Raw genomic sequence first — 8674 nt, forward strand, 5'->3', positions numbered from 1 at the left:
ATAAATTTTGGATTTTATTCAAAGAAATTCTTAACGAGGATGTTATTTCAATTATATTATTTTCTTTGTCAACAATTCCAGGAACAGAAATTCCAATTCCAATAAGTTTTTTTTCAACTTGTTCATTTATTTCTAACAAAAATTCTTCTAAAATTTCATCTATTTTTTCTATTAAGTTATCTTTTAAAAAATTTTCTCTGATAATAGTTTCTTTTACAATATTTCCTCTTTCATTTCCAAGAACTATTTTTAATTCTCCTAAATGCACAGAGATTCCAATACTATAAACAAAATTATTTTCTAAAGAATAATTTTGAGCTTTTCGCCCTGCTCCTGTTCCTACTTTTAAATCTTCTTTTATAATATTATCTTTTAAAAATTTATTTATAATTGTTTTTATAGTAGGAAAACTTATATTTAAATCATTAGATATATCTGCAATTGAAAGATTTTCTCTTTTTTGATATATATAATGAAAAACTTTTTTCTCATTATTTTCTTTTATTTTTTTTTGATACATGATATCCTCCAAGTGCATTTTTAAAATCAATTTATCAATCATATGAAATTACTAATTATTTATATACCTTTAAAAATTTTTAAAGTCAACAATATATTTTTTTGGAAAAATATATTTCCTATTCTCTTTTTTAAAATACTCTTACAGTGGTAGTTATATTTTTTATAAATAAAATACATTTAATTTATATATTGTATTTTTTGAAAAAATAGAGGTATTAACAATAGCAGAAAGTAATCATTTTTTTTATTTAATTATTAAAGTCATTTTAAAAATATAAAGTGTGGAGGTTTTAAATTATGTTAAATCAAGAAATTTTCAATGCTATGACTATTAAGTTAACTGCCCATGACATTCCTTTAGAAGCACCTAAATTTGATCCTAAAATTAGAAGAGCTCCTAAAAGAGTTGTACATTTAGAAAAAGATGAAATTGCACTAGCATTAAAAAATGCTTTAAGATATATTCCAGAAGAATTTCATGAGATGTTAGCTCCTGAATTTTTAGAAGAGCTTCATACTTATGGAAGAATATATGGATATCGATTTAGACCTACAGGAAATATTCATGGAAAACCGATATTTGAATATGAAGGAAAATGTACTGATGCTAAGGCAATTCAAGTTATGATAGATAATAATTTAGATTTTGATATAGCTCTTTATCCATATGAGCTTGTGACTTATGGTGAAACAGGGCAAGTTTGTCAAAACTGGATGCAATATAGATTAATTAAAAAATATCTTGAAAATATAACAATGGACCAAACTTTAGTTGTGGCTTCAGGACATCCAACAGGGTTATTTAAATCTCACCCTTCAGCACCTAGAGTTATAATAACTAATGGACTTATGATTGGAGCTTTTGATGATTATGATAACTGGGCAAGAGGTGCAGCTCTTGGAGTAGCTAATTATGGTCAGATGACTGCAGGAGGATGGATGTATATAGGTCCTCAAGGAATAGTTCACGGTACATATTCTACAATTTTAAATGCAGGAAGACTGTTTTGTGGAGTTCCTGCTGATGGAGATTTAGCGGGTAAACTGTTTGTAACATCAGGACTTGGAGGAATGAGTGGGGCTCAAGGAAAAGCTACAGTTATAGCTAAAGGAGTTTCTATTATCGCAGAGGTTGATCTATCTAGAATTCAAACTAGATTAGAACAGGGTTGGATAAATAAATTTGTTTCAACTCCTAAAGAAGCTTTTGATTTAGCTAAAGAGAAGATGGATTCAAAAACTCCATACGCTATCGCTTATTTAGGAAACATAGTAGACTTATTAGAATATGCAGATGCAAATAACGTTCATATAGATTTATTATCTGATCAAACATCTTGTCATGCTGTTTACGATGGTGGATATTGTCCTGTTGGAATAACATTTAAAGAGAGAACAAGATTACTAGCAGAGGATAGAGAAACTTTTAGAAAATTAGTTGATGAAACATTAAAAAGACACTATAATGTAATAAAAAATTTAACTAATAAAGGTGTTTATTTCTTTGATTATGGAAATAGTTTCTTAAAATCTATCTACGATATTGGAATTAAAGAGATATCAAAAAATGGAAGAGATGATAAAGGTGGATTTATATTCCCGTCATATGTTGAAGATATTTTAGGACCAGAACTATTTGATTATGGATATGGACCATTTAGATGGGTTTGTTTATCAGGAAAAAAAGAGGATCTTTTAAAAACTGATGCGGCAGCTCTTGAATTAGTTAATCCAAATAGAAGATATCAAGATAGAGATAACTATATGTGGATTAAAGATGCAGATGAAAATGGACTTGTTGTAGGAACACAAGCTAGAATATTCTATCAAGATGCTATGAGTAGAACTCAAATAGCTTTAAAATTTAATGATATGGTTAGAAAAGGTGAGATAGGGCCAGTTATGTTAGGACGTGATCATCATGATGTTTCAGGAACAGATTCACCATTTAGAGAAACATCAAATATAAAAGATGGAAGTAACATTATGGCTGATATGGCAACGCAATGTTTTGCAGGAAATGCAGCTAGAGGAATGACTATGATAGCTCTACATAATGGTGGTGGAGTAGGAATAGGTAAATCAATTAATGGTGGATTTGGAATGGTTTTAGATGGAAGTAAAAGAGTGGATGATATTTTATCTCAAGCGATGCCATGGGATGTAATGGGAGGAGTTGCAAGAAGAGCTTGGGCAAGAAACCCACACTCTATTGAAACTGTTATAGAGTTTAATAAAAACAATAAAGGAACAGACCATATAACTTTACCATATATTGTAAATGAAAACTTAATCGAAAAATTAGTAAAATAAAAAATTTAATTTAAAATTAGGAGAAGATAGTATGTACTGGAGTGGAAGAATAGATGGCGATGAATTAGATGTTCTTCGTATACATCAAGTTGTTAATGTTATGAGTTTAGATGATTTACTTAAAATTGATTTGAAAGAGAAAAAAGTTTGTTTTGTGAGTTTTAATTCTGATGAGGGAGTTAGAAGAAATTCTGGAAGATTAGGAGCAAAAGATGGATGGATTCATGTAAAGAAGGCTTTATCGGGATTCCCAATTTTTAGAGAAGATTTAAAGTTTTACGATTTAAAGGACCCTATAGAAGTTGTGGATCATGATTTAGAATCAGCTCATACAAAGATGGCTAAAATAGTTTCCTCTTTAAAAGAAAGAGGTTTTCTTGTTGTAGTTCTTGGAGGAGGTCATGATATAGCTTTTGCAAATTACTCTGGAATTTTGGACTATGCTTTAAAAAAAGAAGATAATCCAAAGATTGGAATAATAAATTTTGATGCTCATTTTGATATGAGAGAGTATACAAGTGGTAGAAATTCTGGAACTATGTTTTTACAAATAGCTGATATTTGTGAAGAAAAAAAATTGAATTTCGATTATAATGTTTTTGGTATTCAGAAATTTTCAAATACTAAAAGACTTTTCGATAGAGCAGATAAACTAGGAGTTAAATATTATTTTGCTGAAGAGATTAGAACTATTCCAAGCGATGATCTTTATTCAATTTTAAAAAGAAATGATTATATACATTTAACTTTATGTACAGATGTATTTCATATAACTTCAGCTCCAGGAGTAAGTGCACCACAAACTTTTGGTGTTAATCCAAGAAATGCACTGCCTCTTTTAAAAACAATTGCAAGGTATTCAAAAAATTTAACAATAGATGTGGCAGAAATTAATCCAACGTTTGATTATGATGATAGAACATCTAGGCTAATGGCAAATATAATATACGAATTAATTCTTTGTCATTTTGAATAAAATACTTAAAAAATTTTTACAAATATAACATATTTTATCAAAAATTGTAAACAAAGTTAGAAATTATTGTGAAAAAAAATTAGAGAGGAGGAGTTCCTCTCTAATTTTTTAATAAAAATAATTTTGTATTGACATTTGTGACTCAATATAATAATATCATAGGAATAAAATTTTAAAGGAGAGTGATTATATGAAACTTGAAATGAAAAAATCTAACTTAAATGATGGAGTTGATGTTTACAAATTTCTTTGTGATTTAGGAATAGGAGAAAATGGATTTCATATGACCCCTCCAAGTGATGAAATAGAATTCAAAGAGTTATTAAAAAAATTTTTAAAAGATTCAGAGGAAATTCAGCCAACAGGACGAGTAATGCAAGAGATATATTGGATGTATATTAATAATGAAATTGTGGGAATATTAAAATTAAGACCTCAATTGAATGAAAATTTGTTAATAAATGGTGGAAATATGGGGATTAGTATTTCTCCAAAATTTAGAGGTAATGGATATGGTAAATTAATTATAAAAAAAGGAGTAGAACTTCTGAAAGAAAAAGGTGTTCATAAAATTTTAATAACAATTTATGAAAATAATATACCTTCTAGAAAAGCTGTAGAGAGTAATGGAGGAATATTATATGATATTAATGAAGGTCTTTGTAGGTATTGGATAGATAATACAGTAAATATAGATAAGGAACAACTATAATTAAAATATTTGGAGGACGAGTTTTGAAAATTAATATTAAACGAATTATGAGTGACTTAGAAATTTTAAATACGTTTAACACTACTCCCAAAAATGGCTGTAGTAGATATTCTTTTACTATTGAAGATACAAGAGCAAAGGAATACTTGATGGGTGAAATGAAAGCTATTGGTATGGAAGTTTGGTTTGATGGTGTTGGAAACTTACACGGACTTTTAAAAGGAAATGGCGATGATAAAAAGGTTGTATTAAGTGGCTCGCATATAGATACTGTTGCAAATGGGGGGAAATATGATGGGAACCTCGGAGTAATTGGAGCTCTTGAAGTTGCTAGAATCCTTTCTAAGAGTGAAGTGAAAATTTATAATGATTATCAAGTTTCAATTTTTGTTGAAGAAGAAGGACCTCATTTTGGTACTAATTTAATAGGAAGCAAAGCTTTTTGTAGAAATTTTTCTACGGCTCATAGCAAGAAAATTAAAGATTCAGATGGAAAGTCAATGTATGAAGTTATGAAAACAGGAGGATATAATCCAGAGGATATAGACAAAATATTGTTTGATTCTAATAAATTTAAAGCTGTGGTTGAACTTCATATAGAACAAGGAAGAGTATTAGATTTAGAAAATAAATCTCTTGGAATAGTTAAAGGTATTGTAGGATTAAAATGGTTTAAGATAATTATAAAAGGTGAGTCTAACCATGCAGGAGCTACACCTATGAAGTATAGACTAGATCCTGTAGTAGAGGGATGTAAGTTAATCTCAGAGATACCAAATATTGTAAAATCTATGGATGATAGTTCAATAGTAGCAACTGTTGGAAAAATAAATATATTTCCGAACCAAACTAATATAATTGCTAAATTCATAGAGTTCACAATAGATTTAAGAGGAATTGATGAGGAGAATTTATTAACTGTAATAGATGTAATAGGTAGCCAATTAGATGAATTAAAAGAAAAAGGTTTCTATTGTGAAATTGAACAAATAGCTGAAGCAAAGGGTGTAAAATCTAATTTAGATATTTTAGACATAATAGAAAATACTATAAAAATAAGAAAGTATAATTATACAGAGCTTTATAGTGGAGCTAATCATGATACAAGCATTTTAGGACAATATATACCATCAGCGATGATATTTGTACCTAGTATTGATGGAAGAAGTCATTGTAAAGAGGAATTAACTAAGGAAAAAGATATAGAAGCTGGATGTCAAATATTGTGTGATACAATTGTTGAATTATTAAAAAAATAAAAAAATTAAAGCATATTGAGTATATTGATTTATGTCATTAATAGTTTCCTCTTCCTCAATTTCTTTTTATTAAGAAAGGAAGGTTAATATTTTGAACGAATAGATAAATAAAGTATATCTTTTTGTTTTAAAATTTTTTAAGCTTTGGAGGTAGATATGAAAAAAATAAATAAATTATTTTCATTAATAACAATTTTTTTTATTATTTTTAATAATGGATTTGCAAATGAAAAAATATATTCACAAGGAAATAGTAAGATTAAAAAGATAGCCTTAACTTTTGATGATGGACCAAATAACAGTTCTCTTCCAAAAGTTTTAGATTTATTAAAAGAAGAAGATATAAAAGTATCTTTTTTCTTCATAGGAAAAAATATTTTAGATAGAAAATCAGAGGTTGAAAGAGTTTATAATGAAGGGCATTTAGTTTTAAATCATAGTTATACACATTCAAATTTTAATAAAGCATCTCAAGAAGTTGTAGTATCTGAAATTGAAAAAACTAACAGTATAATCAATGATATTTTAGGAGTTACTCCAAGGTTATTTAGACCACCATATGGTATAATTACAGAAAACGTAAAAATAGCCGTTAAAAATCTAGGGATGAATATAGTCCTTTGGAATGTTGATGGAGAGGACTGGAATATAAAGAGATCATTAGATTACGTAGTAAATACTCAAGAAAAGGAAACTAAAAATGGAAGTATTATTCTTATGCACACGCAACCAGATAAGGACACATCATATGAAGCTTTAAAAAAATTGATTCCATATTATAGGAATAAAGGATATGAATTTGTAAAACTTGATGAATTACTAGGAACAGAATCATATAAAATTGTAAAATAAAAAAGGATAAAATTCTTTTAGAATTTTATCCTTTTTTATTACATACTTGAAGTCATTAAAAATGTCATAGAAAGAAACCAAATAATCATACCAATAACTATCATAACTAAAGAAGCAATTAAAAAATTTTTTAAATTTTGATTAGTTTTATCAGAAACTAGCCATTTAATCCACATAATTATATTTACAATAGGAATCATCATAATTATTTGAACTATAATCCAATCTTTGACAGTTAATACTTTCTCGTTATCTTTTATATCCATTTTGAAGAGAGATATTTTGATAAATATTCTCCCATTCACCTCCATAAAATATAGTTGTTATATTAAGATTATACAGCTAAATATAGTTATTTCCTTTAAGTTTAAAAAAGATAGAGCTAAAAACAATAAATAATTTATATTATTTTCATCAAAATAATGTTATAATAACAGATACACAAAAAATATTATAAATGGAGAAAATATGAAATTTAAAGAATTTAATTTTAAAACAGAAATAATGGCACAAATTGATGCTGTTGGATATAAAGAGCCTACCCCAATTCAAGCACAAGCTATCCCAGTAATTATAGAGGGAAGCGACATTCTTGGATTAGCTAAAACAGGAACAGGAAAAACTGCAGCATTTGTTCTTCCAATTTTAGAAAAAATAGCAACAACAAAAGGAAAAGGAAAAGGAGTAAGAGCTCTTATTATTGCTCCTACTAGAGAACTTGCAGAACAAATTAATAACACAGTTTTACAATTAGGAAAACAAATTGGAATAAAGAGTTTAGCTGTTTATGGTGGAACATCAGCTAAAAAACAGTTAGATGTTTTAAAAACTGGAGTGGATATTGTTGTAGGATGTCCTGGAAGAATTTTGGATCATATTAATCAAGGAAATTTAGGATTAACAAGACTTGAATTTTTAGTATTAGATGAGGCTGATCATATGTTGGATATGGGATTTTTAAAAGATATTGAAAAAATTGTAAAACATACTCCTAAAAAAAAGCAAACACTTTTCTTCTCAGCAACAATGCCAAAAGAGATTAAAACTTTAGCATTTAAAGTTTTAGAAAAGGGACATAAAACAATTGAAGTGGAGTACAAAGATCCTGTTAAATTAATTGAACATGAATTATATCACATAGATCATGATGATAAAAAATCAAAACTTATAGAGTTACTTGATGACTCTAGTATAGAGTCTGTAATTGTTTTTACAAATGGAAAGCATAAAGCTAAACATCTTAGTAAAACATTAGAAATTAAGGGATTAAAAGCCGTAAATTTTCAAGGTAATTTATCACAAAATCAAAGAGATGCTGCTTTATCTGGCTTTAGAGAAGGGAAGTATAATATACTTGTAGCTACAGATATTGCTGCTAGAGGACTAGATATACCTCAAGTTACTCATGTTATTAATTTTGATTTACCTAAAACAGCTGAAGCATTTACTCATAGAAGTGGAAGAACAGGAAGAGCCAATAAAAATGGTATAGTAATTTCTTTTTCATCGTTAGATGATAAAAAGATTTTAGCAGAGATTTTAAAATTAAATAAAATAGAATTTGCTAAAATTCACGGAGATGAAAAAGAATTATCTAAAAAGCCTATAAAAACATATAATGAAAAATCTAATAATAACTTAAATAAACCTAAATCTACTAGATTTAAAAAAACTTCGAATAGACAACAAGGTGGAAAAAAATCTTAACAAAAAAATCTTTCTATTTACTTAGAAAGATTTTTTTTAATAATACCTCTCGTATTATATCTATAATACGAGTTTTATTTCAATGAATTTATTAATGGTTTCAAATAAATTCTAAATCATTAAAAACAAAATGAGATTTTAATTATATAAATGCGAGAATTTATATAATTAAAAAATGAAATTCATAGATTAAATAGGGGTCCCGTCAGGAAAACGCGGAATAACAACGCTAAGGATTTTCCTGACCATCTATGACCCCTTTATTTTCAATACTTTAATCTATATTTAGCTCTCTTAAAAATTCTAAAGAAGTAGTACAATCTGAATCAAATT

At 27.5% G+C, this 8674-nt stretch carries 7 protein-coding genes and 1 pseudogene; 6 read left to right on the forward strand and 2 right to left on the reverse strand.

What is annotated here, in order from left to right:
• Positions 1 to 520: pseudogene (locus tag ACRC8M_RS09630) on the reverse strand (ROK family protein); the annotation flags it as partial.
• Positions 521 to 819: 299 nt separating this feature from the next.
• On the opposite strand from ACRC8M_RS09630, the gene ACRC8M_RS09635 reads away from it, so the two are divergent.
• The 5 genes from ACRC8M_RS09635 to ACRC8M_RS09655 all read left to right on the forward strand — a co-directional run bounded on the left by ACRC8M_RS09635 (position 820) and on the right by ACRC8M_RS09655 (position 6634).
• On the forward strand, positions 820 to 2835 hold the full coding sequence (locus tag ACRC8M_RS09635) for a urocanate hydratase (RefSeq protein WP_438528947.1): 2016 nt from the start codon (positions 820 to 822) through the stop codon (positions 2833 to 2835).
• 31 nt (positions 2836 to 2866) lie between these two features.
• Positions 2867 to 3811 carry a formimidoylglutamase gene (gene hutG / locus ACRC8M_RS09640; protein WP_438528948.1) on the forward strand — a complete coding sequence of 315 codons (945 nt, stop codon included), beginning with the start codon at positions 2867 to 2869 and terminating at the stop codon, positions 3809 to 3811.
• 190 nt (positions 3812 to 4001) lie between these two features.
• Entirely contained in the window at positions 4002 to 4523 is a 522-nt protein-coding gene (locus ACRC8M_RS09645; protein ID WP_438528949.1) for a GNAT family N-acetyltransferase, read from the forward strand.
• Positions 4524 to 4546: 23 nt separating this feature from the next.
• A complete protein-coding gene (locus ACRC8M_RS09650) occupies positions 4547 to 5782 on the forward strand; it encodes a M20 family metallo-hydrolase (protein WP_438528950.1) in 1236 nt (411 codons plus the stop codon).
• 156 nt (positions 5783 to 5938) lie between these two features.
• On the forward strand, positions 5939 to 6634 hold the full coding sequence (locus tag ACRC8M_RS09655) for a polysaccharide deacetylase family protein (protein WP_438528951.1): 696 nt from the start codon (positions 5939 to 5941) through the stop codon (positions 6632 to 6634).
• A 38-nt stretch (positions 6635 to 6672) separates the two neighbouring features.
• Here the strand turns inward: ACRC8M_RS09655 and ACRC8M_RS09660 are convergent, their stop codons facing one another.
• Entirely contained in the window at positions 6673 to 6900 is a 228-nt protein-coding gene (locus ACRC8M_RS09660) for a hypothetical protein (RefSeq protein WP_438528952.1), read from the reverse strand.
• Between the two features lie 202 nt (positions 6901 to 7102).
• Here ACRC8M_RS09660 and ACRC8M_RS09665 point away from each other — a divergent pair, with 202 nt between their 5' ends.
• On the forward strand, positions 7103 to 8341 hold the full coding sequence (locus ACRC8M_RS09665; protein WP_438528953.1) for a DEAD/DEAH box helicase: 1239 nt from the start codon (positions 7103 to 7105) through the stop codon (positions 8339 to 8341).
• Positions 8342 to 8674: the final 333 nt, after the last annotated feature.

This window comes from Cetobacterium sp. (genome assembly GCF_051653945.1).
GTDB lineage: Bacteria > Fusobacteriota > Fusobacteriia > Fusobacteriales > Fusobacteriaceae > Cetobacterium_A.